This is a genomic window from Novosphingobium sp. PC22D (assembly GCF_002556635.1).
Lineage (GTDB): Bacteria > Pseudomonadota > Alphaproteobacteria > Sphingomonadales > Sphingomonadaceae > Novosphingobium.
On the sequence record NZ_MWMO01000004.1, the window covers coordinates 21,433 to 37,235 of the forward strand.

The 15,803-nt window shown below is 65.4% G+C and carries 16 protein-coding genes; all 16 read right to left on the minus strand.

The features are described 5' to 3' along the window. Entirely contained in the window at positions 1–555 is a 555-nt protein-coding gene (locus B2G71_RS08400) for a nuclear transport factor 2 family protein (RefSeq protein WP_098105321.1), read from the minus strand. Further along, entirely contained in the window at positions 545–1,441 is an 897-nt protein-coding gene (locus B2G71_RS08405; protein ID WP_098105322.1) for an SDR family NAD(P)-dependent oxidoreductase, read from the minus strand. The genes B2G71_RS08400 and B2G71_RS08405 overlap by 11 nt, the downstream gene beginning before the upstream one ends. Continuing rightward, on the minus strand, positions 1,438–1,974 hold the full coding sequence (locus B2G71_RS08410) for a nuclear transport factor 2 family protein (RefSeq protein ID WP_098105323.1): 537 nt from the start codon (positions 1,972–1,974) through the stop codon (positions 1,438–1,440). Before B2G71_RS08410 ends, B2G71_RS08405 begins: the two co-directional genes overlap by 4 nt. A gap of 362 nt (positions 1,975–2,336) precedes the next feature. Next, on the minus strand, positions 2,337–3,740 hold the full coding sequence (locus tag B2G71_RS08415) for an amino acid permease (protein ID WP_098105324.1): 1,404 nt from the start codon (positions 3,738–3,740) through the stop codon (positions 2,337–2,339). 86 nt (positions 3,741–3,826) lie between these two features. Then, the gene (locus tag B2G71_RS08420; RefSeq protein ID WP_098105325.1) at positions 3,827–5,143 is read right to left on the minus strand and encodes an aspartate aminotransferase family protein; all 1,317 of its coding nucleotides are present in this window, start codon (positions 5,141–5,143) and stop codon (positions 3,827–3,829) included. A gap of 212 nt (positions 5,144–5,355) precedes the next feature. Further along, positions 5,356–6,291, minus strand: a complete 936-nt coding sequence (locus B2G71_RS08425) for a LysR substrate-binding domain-containing protein (RefSeq protein WP_098105326.1) — start codon at positions 6,289–6,291, stop codon at positions 5,356–5,358. Between the two features lie 119 nt (positions 6,292–6,410). Further along, positions 6,411–8,543, minus strand: a complete 2,133-nt coding sequence (locus B2G71_RS08430; RefSeq protein WP_240530064.1) for a molybdopterin cofactor-binding domain-containing protein — start codon at positions 8,541–8,543, stop codon at positions 6,411–6,413. Beyond that, entirely contained in the window at positions 8,540–9,004 is a 465-nt protein-coding gene (locus tag B2G71_RS08435; protein ID WP_206049352.1) for a (2Fe-2S)-binding protein, read from the minus strand. Before B2G71_RS08435 ends, B2G71_RS08430 begins: the two co-directional genes overlap by 4 nt. 20 nt (positions 9,005–9,024) lie before the next feature. Further along, on the minus strand, positions 9,025–9,393 hold the full coding sequence (locus B2G71_RS24330) for a c-type cytochrome (protein ID WP_141521527.1): 369 nt from the start codon (positions 9,391–9,393) through the stop codon (positions 9,025–9,027). Between the two features lie 43 nt (positions 9,394–9,436). Then, a complete protein-coding gene (locus tag B2G71_RS08445) occupies positions 9,437–9,976 on the minus strand; it encodes a cytochrome c (RefSeq protein ID WP_141521528.1) in 540 nt (179 codons plus the stop codon). After that, entirely contained in the window at positions 9,973–10,512 is a 540-nt protein-coding gene (locus B2G71_RS08450) for a methylamine dehydrogenase light chain (RefSeq protein WP_098105330.1), read from the minus strand. The genes B2G71_RS08445 and B2G71_RS08450 overlap by 4 nt, the downstream gene beginning before the upstream one ends. A 24-nt stretch (positions 10,513–10,536) precedes the next feature. After that, a complete protein-coding gene (locus tag B2G71_RS08455; protein ID WP_098105331.1) occupies positions 10,537–11,139 on the minus strand; it encodes a redoxin family protein in 603 nt (200 codons plus the stop codon). Positions 11,140–11,143: 4 nt separating this feature from the next. Continuing rightward, complete coding sequence (locus B2G71_RS08460) at positions 11,144–11,716, minus strand: MauE/DoxX family redox-associated membrane protein (protein WP_098105332.1); 573 nt, start codon at positions 11,714–11,716, stop codon at positions 11,144–11,146. Continuing rightward, the gene (locus tag B2G71_RS08465; RefSeq protein WP_098105333.1) at positions 11,713–12,918 is read right to left on the minus strand and encodes an amine dehydrogenase large subunit; all 1,206 of its coding nucleotides are present in this window, start codon (positions 12,916–12,918) and stop codon (positions 11,713–11,715) included. The genes B2G71_RS08460 and B2G71_RS08465 overlap by 4 nt, the downstream gene beginning before the upstream one ends. Then, positions 12,915–13,349, minus strand: a complete 435-nt coding sequence (locus B2G71_RS24335; protein ID WP_206049353.1) for a cupin domain-containing protein — start codon at positions 13,347–13,349, stop codon at positions 12,915–12,917. Before B2G71_RS24335 ends, B2G71_RS08465 begins: the two co-directional genes overlap by 4 nt. Positions 13,350–13,378: 29 nt before the next feature. Continuing rightward, positions 13,379–15,772: a PQQ-binding-like beta-propeller repeat protein gene (locus B2G71_RS08475; RefSeq protein ID WP_168176305.1), complete on the minus strand. Its 2,394-nt coding sequence runs from the start codon at positions 15,770–15,772 to the stop codon at positions 13,379–13,381. Positions 15,773–15,803 lie beyond the last annotated feature (31 nt).

Here is a 15,803-nt window from a genome sequence, read left to right on the forward strand (position 1 = left end):
TCAGGCCTGCGCCGGGTTGGCGAGCGCGCGCCGGTTGACGAGCGGGCGCTGATACGAGGGATCGTCCTTCGAACGCGAGGAGACGCCGTTGAGCGCGATATCGGGAACGTCGCCGAAAGGCACCGGCAGGACCGGCGGCAGCGTGCACCATTCGATCAGGTTGGTCCGCAGCGCGATTCGCCATTCCTCGCCGCGCTTTTCCAGCCTGTCGACATAGCGGCCGCCCGCGATCCAGACACTCTCGTCGCGATTGCGGCCGACGAACTGGTAGTAGGTCTCGGTGTGCGCGGTGTCGCCGTCGAGATCGATGGTCGTCTGCAACAGCGCATGGTGGGTGAGGATCTGCCCCTCGTCGTGCATCGGCACGGCCCAGTCCCAGCAGTCGGCCGGGCTGCCGACGAAAGGCCCCGCCGCCATCGTGCCGTCCTCCCAGAACGCCGAGAGGTAGATGTCGCGATCGAAGCGATCCATGCCGCGCGAAAAGCGCGCCAGGCACTCCATGATGTCCTGCTTGTCGAGCAGTTCGTCGAGACGACGTTCCCGGTTACTTGCCACGATAGTCAACCTCCGAAATGGGCTTCCAGATCGGCGAGCCGCGCGTCGCGCGCGCGGACTGGATCACCGATCCGTCGACGTCGGTAATGCCGTATTCCATGGCGAGCTCGGAGGTGATGAATTCGCCGCCCGACCGCTTCATGATCTCGGGATCGGTGGCCAGCGCCGCGATCACGCGGCCCGGATGCTCGACGCTCGAGCCCTGCATCGAGGTGATCGAGGCAGTCATCTTGTCACCCATCTTCGCGAGGTTGTCCTTCGCCTTCTCGGTGAGCGTGAGCCCCTGCCATATCGCGAGGCTGGCCACGCCGTGCGGCTCGAGCTCGATCGCCATGTCGCGCGCCATCCGATCGACCGCCGACTTCGACGTGCCGAAGATCACGCCGTAGGTGTAGGTCACCGCCGCGTAGCCGGAGATCGCGACGATCAGCCCGGACCCTTGCGGCACCATGATCTTCGCGGCGTGCCACGCCGCAAGATAGTTCGACTTCACGCCCGCTTCCCACATCTCGAGATTGGACAGCGGCTTCTCCCAGAACCCCTTGGGTTCGAGCAGATCGTCGGAAAGCTGAAAGGCGTTGTTGACGAGAATGTCGAGCCGGCCCTGCTCCTCCTCCACTCGCGCGAACAGCGCGGCGACCGCGGCTTCGTCGGCGGCGTCGCAAGCCACGGCAATGCCCCTGCCGCCGGCCTCGCGACCGCGCTCGTCGCATTCGCCGGCGGTCTGCCCGACGGTGCCCGGAAGGTAGTAGTCGCCTTCCTTCACCGTGCGTCCGGTGACGTAGACCGTCGCGCCCTGCTCGGCGAGCACGAGCGCGATGCCCTTGCCGATACCCCGGCTCGCACCGGTGACGAGGGCGACCTTGCCCGCGAGCGGGGCGTTCACGCCGTCTCTCCGCGCAACCAGCGGTCGGAGAAGTCGCCGCTGGGGCGGCCGGGGAAATGATCGCCGGTGAAGGGATAGCCCATCACGCCCTTGGACCAGTCTGCCGCCTCGCCCCAGTCCTGCTCCCAGTCGTAGAGCATGATCCGGTCGGCGATGCGCCAGTCCTCGCCGCGCTTCGCCATCGTGTCGAGATAGCGCCCGCCGATGCAGGTATCGCGAATCCCGCCGTTCCCGGCGCCCATGTCGAGACGATGGTAGGAAAACACGTGCGTCTCCGCCTTCGCGGTGTCGCCGTCCAGTTCGACGTAGGTCTGACCGAGCAGGTGCTGCGTGTTGTGGATCGCGTCCGCACCCGGCACGATCCAGGCAAGATAGGTCTCGAAGTCCCCGGAATGCACGCCGTAGTCGAAATGCGCCTCCGGCCACCAGCACGCGCGGATCAGAGCCGCATCGCGCCGATCCTCGCCTCTCGCCAGCCTGACCACGCATTCGCGGATGGCTGATTGCGCCAGATACCCGTCCAGTGCCGCCATTGGGTTGCCCTCTCCTCTCTTTTCGCTCTGTCTCTTTTCCGGCGGGAGCGTAGACGCTGCCAAGCGAAATGCCTTGTTCAAATTTGACAAGGTGCGGCCGCTCGCCACGCCTCTTGCTTGCCGAGGGAAGACATCGCCTTCACCGAGGCATCCGGTGCTCCGCGGACTTATGGCGTGAACCTGATGCTCAACTGCGAGGATGTCGGGACCAGTGCCACCGGGCGATCACCGAGGCCGACAGCGCGATTGCGACGTCAGCGGGAGCCTGGGGCCCGGTTCGACCTTGTGCCGGTCCCGCCGCGGGCAGCGTTCCGCAGGCCGTCGACGGATGTCGCCCGGTCCTTCACACGCTCTTGGTCACTTCACCGGCGGCGCCGGTAGACGAGCCAGTAGGCGATCATCGCGACGACTACGGCCGCAAGGCTCGAATAAAGCTGGCTGGCAAGGTCGGGCGCCGCCGCCATGGCGATCAGAATGGCGACGATGCCTGCCGCCGTGGCATAGCTGAGCCAGGGGAACAGCCACATACGCAGCGTCAGCGGCTGGCTCGATTCGCGCTCATGGCGAAAACGCAGTCGGATCTGGGATATCGCGATGATCAGGTAGACGATCAGCATGATCGCCCCGGACGCATTGACCAGGAAGCTGAAGACGACCTGCGGCGATACCACCGACGCAGCGAGCGCGAGATAGCTGAAAAGCGTTCCCACAAGGATCGATCGCGAAGGCACCTTGCGCTTGTTCACGGCGACGAGAGCCTGCGGCGCATCGCCGTTGGCGGCCAGCGTGAAGAGCACGCGCGAGGTGACGTAGAGCCCCGAGTTGAGGCACGAGAGCACCGCGATCAGCACCACGATGTTCATGATCAGCGCGGCGCCCGGAATGTTTATGACGCCCAGCGCTGCCGTGAACGGCGACGCGCCGGGGACGATGTCCGTCCACGGCAGCGCGCAGACGATCAACAGCACGGACAGGATGTAGAAGATCAGGATTCGCAGCGCCACGGTGCTCGTCATCCTGGCAACGACGCGGGCGGGCTCCGACGATTCCGCCGCGGCAATCGTCGCGATCTCGGCCCCGACCAGCGAGAAGATCACGCTCGTGGTCGCCGCCAGCACCGCCATCCACCCCTTCGGCGCGAAGCCGCCATGGTCGGTGAGATTCGCGAAAGTGGGCTGTCCGGCCGGATTCACCCCCAACACGTAGCCTGCGACGATGACGATGAACGCCAGAATCGCGCCGACCTTCAGCGACGAGAACCAGAATTCGAACTCGCCATAAAAACGCGTGGAGGCCAGATTGACGATGGTCAGGACCGCCATGAGGCCGATCCCTATCAGCCACGACGGCAAGGGTATCCAGCCTTCCACGATAACCGCACCGGCAATCGCCTCGATCGCCACGACGACGACCCAGAAATACCAGTATAGCCAACCGCTCAGGAAACCGCCCCAATCGCCCAGTCCATGCCGCGCGAATTCGGGGAAAGATTGAACGCCCGGAATGGCGACGGCCATCTCGCTGAGCATGCGCATGACCATCATGACGAGGAGCCCGGCCAGCACATAGCTCACCACGACCGCGGGCCCCGCCGTGGCGATGGACGTGCTGCTGCCGACGAACAGGCCCGCGCCGATGATCCCGCCGATCGCGATCATGGAAACATGGCGCGCCCGCAATGCCTGGCCAAGCTCTGCTTGCGGTTCGCCGGGATAAACGTCGGCACGGGTATGTGGCAGGGTATCGATCCCGCTAGTGCCTGACATTCTGCGCCCCGTTATTGTCAATCATGGCTACCTTCTCGAGATTGGGACGGCAAGCGCAAGCGGCCGAAGGCGTGCCGCGCCTGTCTTCAGCCCAGCATGCTCAATTGCCGGGCGATCGTATCGAACAGTATGTCGATTTGTCCGTTTTCGATGATCAGCGGCGGCGACAGCGCAATCGTGTCGCCCGACGAGCGGATCAGAGCGCCCGCCTCGAAGCACTCTCTATACAGCTCGAAGCCGCGCGCACCGGGGGCATCCGGCCGGCTTTCGAGCTCTATCGCTCCGATCAAGCCGAAATTGCGCAGATCCTTGACATGAGGCAGCCCGCGCAGGGCATGGAGGCGTTCTTCGAAATATCCTTCCAGTTCGCGCGAGCGGTCGAACAGCGCGTCTTGCGCATAGGTATCCAGCGTCGCCAGGGCGGCCGCGCAGGCCAGCGGATGCCCCGAATAGGTATAGCCGTGAGGAAATTCGATCCCGCCCTCGGGCACGTCGCCGGCGAGCGTCGAAAACAGACCCTCGCGGCATAGCACGCCGCCCATGGGGACCGCGCCGTTCGTAAGCCCCTTGGCGATGGTGATCATGTCCGGGGTGACCCCGAACCGCTGGCTGGCGAAGGCATTCCCGACCCGGCCGAATGCGGTGATCACTTCATCGAAGATCAGCAGAATGCCATGCCTGTCGCAGATTTCCCGCAAGCGTGCCAGATAGCCTTCGGGCGGAACCAGCACGCCCGTGGAACAGGCGATCGGCTCGACGATCACCGCGGCGATCGTCGATGCATCATGCAGCATGACGAGCCGTTCCAGATCCTCGGCGAGGTCCGCTCCGTATTCCGGCATGCCGCGCGAAAAGGCCATGCGTTCGCCGTCATACGTGTGGCGCAGGTGATCAACGCCCGCGAGGAGATGGCCGTAGAGCTTACGGTTGCCGACAATGCCGCCGACCGAAAGGCCGCCGAAATTGACGCCGTGATACGCGCGTTCCCGGCCGATCAGGCGGGTTCGGGAACCGTCCCCCCGCACGCGATGATAGGCCAATGCCAGCTTCAGCGCGCTGTCGACGGCCTCGGAACCCGAATTGCAGTAAAAGACATGCGAAATGCCGTCCGGCGCCAGCGACACCAGGCGCTCGCTCAGCTCGAACTGCAGGGGATTTCCCATCTGGAAGGTCGGCGCGTAGTCCAGCGCGGCTGCCTGCTTCTGGATAGCCTCGATGATCAGGGGCCGGGCGTGCCCGGCATTGCAGCACCACAGGCCGGACGTGCCGTCCAGGATCTTTCGGCCATCCGCCGTCCGATAATACACGCCCTCCCCGCCCACGATCATGCGCGGCCTCGCCTTGAACTGGCGGTTGGCCGTGAACGGCATCCAGTAATTTTCCAGATTTTGATTGGTCTTCATGCTTTCGCCCAAGAAATGACGGACAAAAGAACAAGATCACGAACCGATCAGGCTCTCCCGCAGGAGAACTTGCCCCATATCCACGGTCATCATGCAAAGCCGCCCGGGGTGCGAAAAGATGCGAATCCGGCTCTGCGCGGTGACCTGAAATCACCGTTGCGTTCGCAGGAACGCGCGCCGCGCGCGGCGCCGTACGTTCACAGTGCGGGCGTTCAGACCGCCTCTTTTTGATAGTCCGCGACGGCCGGGCGGATCCACCGGCGGAAGCGCAGCACAGCCGGCGCATTCCAGCGGTCCTCCCGCGCCAGCAAGACGTAAGCGCCCAGCGCGATGCGTTTGATCGCGCCCTCGGCGGGCTTCACGACCACCAGTTCGCCCCGCTTCAAGGCATCTCCCAGCAGCATATTGTTGGCGAGGGCAACGCCCCTGCCGTGACGCGCCGAATTCAGCGTGAGATGCGCGTGCCACAGTCGCGGGCCCGACAACTGTCCTTCCACCGCGACGCCCTGCTCTTTCAGCCAGCGTTTCCATTCGTCGTCGCCATCCTCATGCAGCAGCGGACAGCGCAGCAGGTCCTCGAGCGTTTCGATCGGCGGCAGTTCGGCGAGAAGATCGGGACTGGCGACCGGGAACACGGCCGGGCGCACGATTTCCAGGCTTTTTACCTCGCGCGGCAGCGAATCCTTGTCCCAATCGCGCAGGTAACGGATGTCGCAATCGACGTCCTTTCCGCGAAAATCGGGCGCTTCGTCCGACGGGCGGAAATCGACGTGCAGTTCCGGATTCTCGGCGATGAAGCCGCCGAGCCGGTCCGCGACCCAGAGCGTCGCGAAGCCGGGTATGCAAGTGAGACGCAGGCTGTGGGCACCATCGCCCGCGATCAGTTGTCCGGTCGACGCGGCGATCGCCATCAGCGCTTGCGATATCTCCCGGTGATATTTTTCACCCTGTTCGGTAAGGCTTCGCTGGTTGCCCACCCGGGCGATCAGTTGCACGCCGACCCAGCCTTCGAGCGAACGGATATGGCGGCTGACAACGGCGTGATCGACCGTCAATTCCCTTGCGGCGCGGCGTACGCCGCCGAGCCGGCCGACAGCTTCGAATGCCCGAAGAGCCGCCAAAGGCGGATAGAGCCGACTTTCTGACAACGCTATTCCTCGCGAACCGCGCGATATCTTAAGAAGGCATCAAGAGCGCGGTCAAGCGAATAGTGTTGCCCGCAAGACACCGCTTCAGCCGGACGCGTGAAGCTCCGGATAACCCGTCCTCAGACCCAGAGATTCCTGGCCAGAGGCAATGTGCGCACGCGTCGTCCGGTCGCGGCGAACACGGCATTGGCCAGCGCCGGTCCGACCGCGGCCGTGGGCGGTTCTCCCATGCCGCCGGGCGCTTCGCGGCTGTCGACGATGTGGGTTTCCACCAGCGGCGCCTCGTTCATGCGCAGCACGCGGTAGTCATGAAAATTGGACTGCTGCACTTGCCCGCCGGCTACCGTGATCTCACCGAACAGCGTCGCCGAGAGGCCAAAGACGACGCCCCCTTCGACTTGCGCGCGAATGCCCGCCGGATTGACCGGCTGGCCGCAATCGACGGCAACGACGACCCGCAAGACACGCGGCTGCTCGTTCTCGCGCGCTTCCACCTCCACGACCTGCGCCATGTAGGTATCCCATAGATGGATGAGGGCCACGCCCTGCCCCTGCCCTTCGGGGAGCCTGCGCCCCCAGCCCGCCCGTTCGGCGGCGAGATCGAGCACGGCGACGGCGCGCGGATCGCGCAGCAAATCGCGGCGATAGGCCACCGGATCGGATTTGGCCGCGACAGCAAGTTCGTCGATGAAACTTTCGACGGCAAAGGCGCTGCGCAAGCCGCCGACACCGCGCCACCAGCTCGTCGGTACGGCGCTTTCCTGCCTGGTCCATTCCAGCCGCCGCGACGGGACCGTGTAAGGAATGGTCTTCGCCCCCTCGACCGCGTCGCCGTCCACGCCCTTGTAGTAGCGCGGATAAAGCCGGGCCATGATCGAGGAGCCCGCGATATGGTGCCGCCAGGCGACCGGCTTGCGATCCTCGCCAAGCCCCGCGACGAGCCGGTCGGCATAGTACGGCCGGTAGAGATCGTGCCGCACGTCTTCCTCGCGCGACCAGACGAGCTTCACCGGCACCGACGCGCGGCGAGCGATCTGGACGGTGCGCAGCACCATGTCCGCTTCGAGACGCCGCCCGAAGCCGCCGCCGAGCAGGAAATTGTGCACCGTCACCGCTTCCACGGGCAGGCCGGTCGCACTCGCGACCTGCTTGCGCACCGCCGAAGGGATCTGCGTGCCGGTCCAGATCTCGCAGGCGTTGCCGGTGAAGTGCGCCACGCAATTGCCCGGTTCCATCGCCGCGTGCGCCTGAAACGCCTGCTGGTACACGGCCTCGACGGTCTGCCGGCTCGCTTTCATCGCTTCGGCCACGTCGCCCTGATTGAAGGCTTCCGTTCCCGGCCCAGACACTGCCGTCACGATCGGCTCGACGATGGCGGACTGATCGAGTTGCGCGTGTGGGCCCTCGTCCCACCCCGGTTCCAGCGCCGCCAGCCCCTGCTGCGCGGACCAGTAGTTGTCGGCCAGCACCGCGACCGCGTCGTCCAGAGCCACCACTTGCCGAACGCCGGCCACGGCCAGGGCCGCGCCTTCCTCGACCTTGCGCAGCGCGCCGCCGAAGACCGGGCTTTGCTGCAAGGCGGCCGTCAGCATGCCGGGCAAGCGCACGTCAATGCCGAACTGCGCCGTTCCCTTCACTTTCGCCTCGCCATCGAGCCGAACCTGGTCCTTGCCGAGCACGCGATAGTCGTCGGGCGACTTGAGCGCCGTGCCCGCCGGCAGAGGCCAGGCGGCCGCATCGAGGCAGACTTCACCGTAGGTCAGGCGCGACGTCTCATCGAGCCTGTGGATGACGCCGTCCCGCGCCCGGCAATCGGTCGCCTTCACGCCCCATTTGCGCGCGGCCGCCATCACCAGCGCCATGCGCGTGTCTGCGGCGGCCTGCCGCAAGGGAGCCCACAATTCGCGCATCGACGTCGAGCCGCCCGTGCTCTGGGAAATGTCGCCGAAACGCACGCTGTCGCCGGGCGGGATATCGATCGAAAACGCCGAAGGGGCCACCTCCAGTTCCTCGGCGATCAGCATGGCAATGGCGGTATGGACGCCCTGTCCCATTTCCGTCTTGGGCAGATAGAGCGTGACGGTGCCATCCGGCATTATCGCCAGCACGGCATGGGGCAGGAAGGCCTGACCGCCTTTGTCCGCTCCGGCGGCCCGTGCGGGCAATGCGATGCCGATGGCCAGCGCCGCGCCCGCGAGCGCGCCGGTTTTCAGGATCTCGCGCCGCCCCATTTGCACCGCTTTTCCGGTCATGCCGAAAGCTCGTCCGCGGCATGCCGGATCGCGGCGCGGATACGCTGATAGGTGCCGCATCGGCAGATATTGCCGGACATGCCCGCATCGATCTCGTCATCGCTCGGGTCGGAATTGTCCGTCAGCAAGGCCGCCGCCGACAGCATCTGGCCCGGCTGACAATAGCCGCATTGCACGACATCCTGCGCCAGCCACGCGCCCTGCACGGCCCGTCCCACCCTGGTCGAAGACAAGCCCGCAATCGTCACGATCTCCTTGCCCGTGGCCATCGAGACAGGCGTCAGGCAAGACCGCGCGGCCGCGCCGTCGAGGTGGACGGTGCACGCGCCGCACAGGCCCGCGCCGCAGCCGAACTTGGTGCCCGTCAGACCCAGAACATCGCGCAGCACCCACAACAACGGCATATCTTCCGGCACCGACACCGCATGGTCCTGCCCGTCGATACGCAGCCGGTAGTCCACTCGAGTTCCCCCGTCCGCGCTCAAGATTTGAGCTTGAACAGATAGTCGACGATCGCGGCCCGCTCCTGTGGATTGGGAACGCTGACGACCATGGTCGAACCGGGAACCGTCTTCGCCGGCGCGGTGAGCAGCGCGTTGAGATGCCTGCGATCCCAGGTCAGCCCGGCCTTCTTCATGGCGGGCGTATAGCTGAAATCAGTGGACGCCGACTTTCGCCCCGCCACGGTCGCCAGATTGGGCCCCATCCCGGCGGGGGCCCCGGGCTTCACCGTATGACACATCGAACACCGCTGACGGAAGAGCGCCTCGCCGCTCTGGGGCGGGCTTGCCTGCAACGCTCCGGCCACGACCGGGACAAACAGGGCGGCGGCAAACAGGGGTAGGGCCAAACGCAATGCTCATATCCTTCATCAAACTCGAAGAAACTGGGATTCACCTCTGCGCCGAAAGGTGGGCATCCCCTTCGAAGAACCCGGCCAGCGACGCAGGAGCCCCGCAGTCGCTGACCAGTTGCTGAACCAGCCGCGCGCGCTCACCGACAAGAGAGCGGTTCTGGATGGGGTTGAGGCGCAATTTGCCCACCTCGCGCGGCGTGAAAGGGCGCGTGCCGTCGGGCGCGCTGCCGTCGCCGAGAACGAAGACGACGTAGTTCAGAAGATTCGCCAGCTCGGCCTCGCCCGGAATCGGCGCATGGGCGACATTGGGAAGCTGAACCAAATAGTCCCGTCCGCTTTTCGTGCACATGAAGTACCCGACCCGGCCACGCAGTTCAGGCACCAGCGCCGGAGCCGACTTGCCGTTCACGCCATGGCAGCCGGCGCAATATTCCATGTAGTCGGAACGGCCCTGGCCCAACCATTCGGCCGGCAGGGTCCCTGGCTCCTGCGCGCTGGCCTCCTGCCCGGGCAGCGTGATCATCCCGGACATCGTCAGGACCATGCATCCAGCCGCCAGAGCCAGGATGCGTTTCACTGCGCCTCCCCGATCAACACCGCCGTCGAGCAGTGATACTCCTGGCTCGAGACGCCGAAGCACCAGATGATGTCGTTGTTGGTCTGCGGGCGGTAGGTTTCGGTCTCGCGATCGGTGTTGTCGCAGCCGCACTGGCCGCATGCCGCCGTTCCGCAGCAATCGCGATAGGCGATCAGGTAGGCCCGGTTGTCATCGGGATTGATGCAGGTTCCCACCCAGGTCGTGGGCGACGGCTCGGTTCCCGCCGGACAGGTGTGGATCCCGCCGCCGCAGCACGTGCACAGCGAACCGTCGATGGCGCAATACCGCCAGTAGTCGCACTTCGTGTCATCGCTCGTCTGGGCGTTGCGGGCGAAGCGCGTGCGCGCCTGTTCCGAGCGATCCTTCGCGTAAGCGCGATCATAGGGCAGCAGCGGAAAGACGGGCGCGGCGACCAGCGCGGCGCCGATCCGCGAAATCAGCGTCCGCCGCGAAGTCCGCCCCGCATAACGCCGAAGCAGCCGCTCGCAGGAAGAATCGAGGTCAAATCGTGACATGTCTCGCGCCTTTCACTTGAATCGCTATTCCCGCACCAGCTTGCTGGCGCGCAGATATTCCTGAACCGAGCCCACGTTGAGCTCGTCGGCCATGACCATGCTTTCCAGATGCTCGCGGCTGTTGACGAGGCCGCGCGCGATGATCCGCCCATCCTCGGCAATCAGCGCCGCATGGGGAAGCTTGTCCACGCCGAGCGTTCGTCCGGCATGCGCGCTGTTGACGAAGGCGTAAGCCTGCAGGCCGTTCTGCTCGATCAGCGAACGCTGCTTTGCTTCGGTATCGTCGCCCATGAAGATCAGTTCGATGTTCTCCGCGCGGGCAAAGCTCTTGGCGGCGGGAATCAGCTTCTTGCAGATGGGACACTGCGCGGAGACGAAGAAGAGCAGCCGCTTGACCGGCATGGGACGGTCCCCGCCGATTTCCACGACCTGCCCATCGAGCGTTTGCAGAACGAGATGCGGCGCCTTGTCTCCGGCGACCGGCCCCTGTTGCGGGGTCAGGACGCCGACCGGGGCCACGCGCTCGTGCAGCACGCCCACCTGCCGGGCGACGGCGAGCAGCGCCACGGCCAGACCAACCACAAGCATCCAGCTCACGACCTGCGAAACGATCAGTATGGTCAGCATTGTCCTAGCCCTTTCCGTTCACCACGCCCAGGGGCCGCGCGGCAAGACGCGACGCCAGCGCGAGCACCTGCGCGATCAAATAAGCCCCCGCGCCAAGGACCAGCGCACCGCCCAAAAGGAGACCGCTCGGCGGCAAACCGACCCGGGCGCTGGCCAGCAGAAGACCGGCCAGCACGACATTGGCGATCGCCATGCCTTCGCCGATCGTCCTGCCATCCCCCGCGCCGCCGCAGCCGCAACTGATGTGCCGCCGTCCGCGCATGAGGTTGATGGCCACCGCGCCGGCGAAGACCAGCAGGAGACCGGCCGCGGCCAAGGAAACGTATTCCGGCAGGATCTGCACGATCAGCAGTCCCCCGAGCAGCAGTTCGCCCAGCGGCAAGACGCGAGCGAGCGGGCTGACGAGAAAGGCCGGAAGCAGCCGATAGTCGGCCAGTTCGCCTTCGAACGTCAGCGGCGCCTTGAGCTTGCCTAGTCCCGCGCCGATCAGCAGCCATCCGATGTACCCGCGCAGCCCCGCCGCGGCCACCTCGCCCAGCAGCGGAAACGCGGCGTAGGCGGTTTCCGCAACCGTCATCGCCCCAGGCCCGTCTGCATCGTACCGCCGGCTCCGAGCGACTTGATCCTGTGCTTCTCTTCGAACGTGCTCGCATCGAGAACGACGAGATCGCCGCCCGGCGTTAGGAGATAGATCAAGGGCTTCTCGTCCTGGCTCACCGCCATTTGCGTCGCTTCCTGATCCTCGCTCAAGGGATGGCGGGCGATGACCTTGCGGGCGGCGAGGTCCACTTCCCAGATTTCCTCGCCGTCTTCCTTCTGCGTCCAGTATTCGCCGACATGCATCAGCACGTAGGCGCGCCCCGTCGCGTGGTTCACCGCGAGCGGCTGCCGTCCGCCCGGCAGCCAGTTCACCTGGATCGGAGCCGTCGTGGCCGCTGGCAGCCCGACCGTTTCCTGCAACGACCAGCCGGGCGCCATCTCGATGCCTTGCGACAAGTCGACGGAATAGATCTTGCCCGTGTAGCTCAGGAACGTGGCCTTTCCGCTTTTGGCATCGACGACGCTGCTGTCGAAAACAGGGTCCTGATCGGCGGAAAAGAAAACCGGGCTGTACTGCGTGTCCGGCGCTTTGCCTCCGCCAAAACTGGTGACGGCCAGCGCGCCGTTGCTGCACAGCGAGAGGAAGCGCTGGCCCGGAAGCGCCGCGCCCAGTCCGCATCCCGGCATTTCCACGACGCGCAGCGACTTGCGCGCCTGCAGATCGACCACCTCGACCGAGGAGGCCGGATTCATGTTGTAGACGAAAGCATATCGGCCATCGGCGGAAACGCTGAAATTGTTTTGCCGGAAGCCGACCAGCAGGCGGCCCTGGAGCGGGATCTCTTCCACCACTTCCAGCGTCTGGCTATCGCGGACAGTGATCATGTCCTGCCGCGTGCCACGGTTGCCCTTGGTCCACATCGTCTCGGCGACATAGAAATACTTGCCCGCCGGATCGGCCGCGAAGTTGGACAGCTTGGCGACATGGACCATGCCCCGCATCTTGCCCGTTTCGCCGTCGACGATGCGCGTGCCGGGCCTTCCCCACTGCGATGTCAGGAACACCCATCTGGGCGTCACCTCACCGATCGTGGCGACATCGCTGTCCTCTACTTCCAACGCGGCGGCTTCCCGCGCGGTCGCCGTGCCGGGCACGGCGGCGATACCCAGCGCGAGCCAGAGCGCGGCGGTCGGACGCAGGCTTGGCAGGGCGCCGCGACGGCGGGGCGTTCGCGTCATTGCGAGCCTCCGTAGATGACATAGAACTTGCGGTAGCCTCCGGTCGTCCAGTTGCCTTTCCAGCCCTTGGGAATGGTCACGCCATCTCCGGCATTGACCCGGGTGACCGTCCCGTCCGCCGACGTGAGCGTCACGCTGCCGTCGAGGAAGTACATGAATTCGTCGTGCGGATAGGCCTCGATATCCGAATTGGAGGCCTCCGCCGCATAGACTCCGGCCGAAGATTTATCGGCCGATTTCAGCATCTCGAACCATTTAAAAGCAACGCCGTGGCGCTCGCCGGCCTTGGCGTCGGGGTTGTCGAAGATCGGTCCTTCGGCCTGTTCGCTCGTGACCAGCACGGGATGGGTTGCTTCGCCGGCCACGGCCGGTCCCGCAAGACATGCGGCAAGCAGCAGGGCGAACGGCGGAGCGGCAAACGATATTCGCATCAACATTCTCCTGTAAACGACGCCGGCCATCATTCGGCGACGGCCGGGAACACCATGCCGTCAAGCTGTGCGGGATCGTTGATCACCGCTCCTTGTGGCAAGCCGTTGGTCCGGCCGATCAAAGCGACCAGCGCCAGCGTCTGCTCCGGCGAGAGCGTGCCGGGGGCAGCCATCGGCATCGTGCTGATGATCCGGCTGTAGAGACCGCGCGCGGGCTTGCCTGCCCAGGCGGAAAGGAAGCCCTCGCCGGTCAGGGGCGGGGCGTGACCGCCGCCCTTAAGATCGCTGCCGTGGCAGACCGCGCATTGATTCTGGTAGATCGTGTCGCCCTTGGTCGCCTGTTCGGCCGAGAAGGACGCCAGCACGCCTTCGACCGCTTCCTTCTTGCCGAATTTCTGCACCGGCAAGTCGCTGCTCGGGATGCCCAGCGCGATCCAGCCGCCGCCATAGCTCTTGTCGCCGACGGGCACGATGATCACCTGCTGTCCCTTGACCTCGTAGGTCACGGGGCCGCCGGTGGTGCCGGCGGGCAGCATCGTGGACCACAGCACCTTGCCGGTCTTCTTGTCATAGGCCCTGAAGGGCGCGGGCGCGTCCTTGCCGACCTTTCCGTAAAGCGCGTCGCTGCTTTCCCCGAGGAACAGCAGGCTTTTCGTCACCAGCGGCACGGGGCGGCCGAGCGAACCCAGTTGCGGCAGCTTCAGGCCCTTGAGCAGCGGATGGTCGCGCGGACCGTCGCCATTGGCGACCACCCACAACTTCTTGCCCTTGTTCATGTCGTAGGCGGTGATCCGGCCGTAAGGCGGCTTGAGCAACGGCAGCCCGTCGGGGCCGATGCCGTAGAGACCCGCCTTTGGATCGTCGGGCAAGGGCCGGGGCCAATGATAGGCGATGCCGCCTTCGGGCTCGTTGTTCTTGTCGAGGGCGAAGACGCCGGGCAAGGTCATGGAAACGGCATAGAAATAGCCGGTTTCGGGATCGAAGGCGCTGGTGTTCCAGTTGCCGGTCCCCCAGGCGCCCGGCACCATCAGCACGCCGCGCTTGTTCCGGCTCGGATCGCGCAGCGCCGGCGGGGTGAACACCGGCCCCAGTTCGTAGAGCTTGACGATCTCCTTCGCCTTGGCGTTGAGCTCTGGCGTGAAGTCGATCAGATCGCTCTCGGTAATGCCCTGCCGGTCAAAAGGCTCCGGCCTGGTGGGAATGGGCTGCGTGGGCGACGTCTGCTCCCCGGGGACCTTCGATTGCGGAACGGGCCGCTCGACGATCGGCCAGATCGGCTTTCCCGTCACGCGATCGAACACGAAGATATAACCGGTCTTGTTGGCCTGCATCACCGCGTCGACGGACTTTCCGTCGACATGCAGCGTGCCCAGCACGGGGGGCGAGGCATTATCGTAGTCCCACAGGTCATGATGGACCATCTGGAAGTGCCAGCGCGGTTTGCCGGTCTTCACGTCCAGCGCGACGAGGCTGTTGGCATAAAGATTGTCGCCCGGCCTGTGCCCGCCGTAATAGGCGTTTGTCGGCGCGGTCAGCGGCAGATAGACGATGCCGCGCTCGAGATCCGCCGACATCGACGCCCATGCGCCCATGTGGCCGACGAAATCGGCGGAATCGCCGCCCCAGGTATCCCGGCCCGGCTCATCGGCGCGCGGCATGACGTGGAAGGTCCACAAGTGCTTGCCGCTGCGCACGTCATAGCCCCGGACGTCTTCGGGTGTCCCTTCGCGATAGGTGCCGCCGTCGCCCGCGCCGTGTCCGCCGCCATTGCCGCTGACGACGATCACGTCCCCCACCACGATCGGACCATTGAGGCCGACGAACGGCGTATCGGGATTGCGCGGACGACGCAGGCTGACCCGCCCGCCTTCGCCGAAGCTGGAAATCGCCGCGCCGGTCGCGGCGTTCAAGGCGTAGAGATAGTCGCCGCGCGTGACGATGATCCGCCTGTCCGCGCCGGACGCCCAGTAATCGACGCCGCGCGTGCTGATGCCCGCGGCTTCCTGCAGGGTCGCTTCGAAAGGCTTCTGGACCCAGACCGTCTCGCCGCTCAGGGCATCGAAGGCCTCGACCAGACCCACGCCGTTCGGGGCATAGAGAATGCCGTCGATCAGGATCGGCGTGCCCCTGAAATACTCCGAGGCGATCAGATCGGGGAATTCCTTCGCCAGCAAGGGATCGATCGCCGGACGGGACCAGATAATCTTCACCTGGTCGATATTGCCGCTGTTGATCAGATCCGCCGGAGAATAGCGGTCGAAATGCTTGTCGCCGCCGTAATAACTCCAGCCCGCTTCGCCGGCATGAAGCTGCATGACGGGCGCGGCGATCAACCCTGCCATGACGGCGACGCCCGTTACGGTGCGCCAGAGCGCCCGCGAGTGCCTGGACGGCGCGCGGCGTGGGGAAACGCGGCGGCTCATGCCAAGCCTCCCCGGAAAGCGGTGTGATCGG

Coding starts and splice junctions, on each gene's coding strand:
- B2G71_RS08410 (WP_098105323.1), bottom strand. CDS start 1,974: ATGGCGGCACTGGACGGGTATCTGGCGCAATCAGCCATCCGCGAATGC.
- B2G71_RS08415 (WP_098105324.1), bottom strand. CDS start 3,740: ATGTCAGGCACTAGCGGGATCGATACCCTGCCACATACCCGTGCCGAC.
- B2G71_RS08420 (WP_098105325.1), bottom strand. CDS start 5,143: ATGAAGACCAATCAAAATCTGGAAAATTACTGGATGCCGTTCACGGCC.
- B2G71_RS08430 (WP_240530064.1), bottom strand. CDS start 8,543: ATGACCGGAAAAGCGGTGCAAATGGGGCGGCGCGAGATCCTGAAAACC.
- B2G71_RS08450 (WP_098105330.1), bottom strand. CDS start 10,512: ATGTCACGATTTGACCTCGATTCTTCCTGCGAGCGGCTGCTTCGGCGT.
- B2G71_RS08455 (WP_098105331.1), bottom strand. CDS start 11,139: ATGCTGACCATACTGATCGTTTCGCAGGTCGTGAGCTGGATGCTTGTG.
- B2G71_RS08460 (WP_098105332.1), bottom strand. CDS start 11,716: ATGACGGTTGCGGAAACCGCCTACGCCGCGTTTCCGCTGCTGGGCGAG.
- B2G71_RS08465 (WP_098105333.1), bottom strand. CDS start 12,918: ATGACGCGAACGCCCCGCCGTCGCGGCGCCCTGCCAAGCCTGCGTCCG.
- B2G71_RS24335 (WP_206049353.1), bottom strand. CDS start 13,349: ATGCGAATATCGTTTGCCGCTCCGCCGTTCGCCCTGCTGCTTGCCGCA.
- B2G71_RS08475 (WP_168176305.1), bottom strand. CDS start 15,772: ATGAGCCGCCGCGTTTCCCCACGCCGCGCGCCGTCCAGGCACTCGCGG.